1 protein-coding gene is annotated in these 527 nt (G+C 64.5%); it reads left to right on the forward strand.

All coding sequences use genetic code 11. The features are described 5' to 3' along the window. Window positions 1-15: 15 nt before the first annotated feature. Window positions 16-527, forward strand: a 512-nt coding sequence (locus RJ1_RS45220; protein WP_255284989.1) for a CaiB/BaiF CoA transferase family protein, incomplete at its 3' end; no start/stop codon positions are given.

The raw sequence follows: 527 nt of genomic DNA on the forward strand, positions 1-527 counted from the left end.
TGAAAGGTGCCCTTCATGAGCGGCCCCATGACCGGAATCAAGATCGTCGACCTGTGTTCGATGATGTCGGGCCCCTGGGCCACGGACATCCTCGGCGACCAGGGCGCGGACGTCATCAAGGTGGAGGTCCCCGGCAAGGGCGATCACGTCCGTTCCCTGCCCAATCGTTCCGGCGACATGTCGGCGATGTTCGTCAACGTCAACAGGTCGAAGCGGTCCCTGACCCTGGACCTGAAGACTCCGGAAGGCGTTGCGGTACTGAAGAAGTTGGTCTCCACCGCCGATGTCGTGGTGCAGAACTTCCGGCCCGGCGTCGTCGAGCGCCTCGGCATCGGATACGACGACCTCGCCCCACTCAACTCGAAGCTCATCTATCTCTCGATGAGCGGATTCGGCGAGCGTGGCCCCGCCTCCGGCCAGCGGGTCTACGATTCGCTGATCCAGGCCCTGACCGGCCTGACCACCGTCCAGGCCGGATCCGACGAGGAACGGCCCCGCCTGATCCGCACCATCCTCCCCGACAAGCT

Origin of the sequence: Rhodococcus jostii NBRC 16295, assembly GCF_001894825.1 — a bacterium.
GTDB classification, from domain to species: domain Bacteria; phylum Actinomycetota; class Actinomycetes; order Mycobacteriales; family Mycobacteriaceae; genus Rhodococcus_F; species Rhodococcus_F jostii.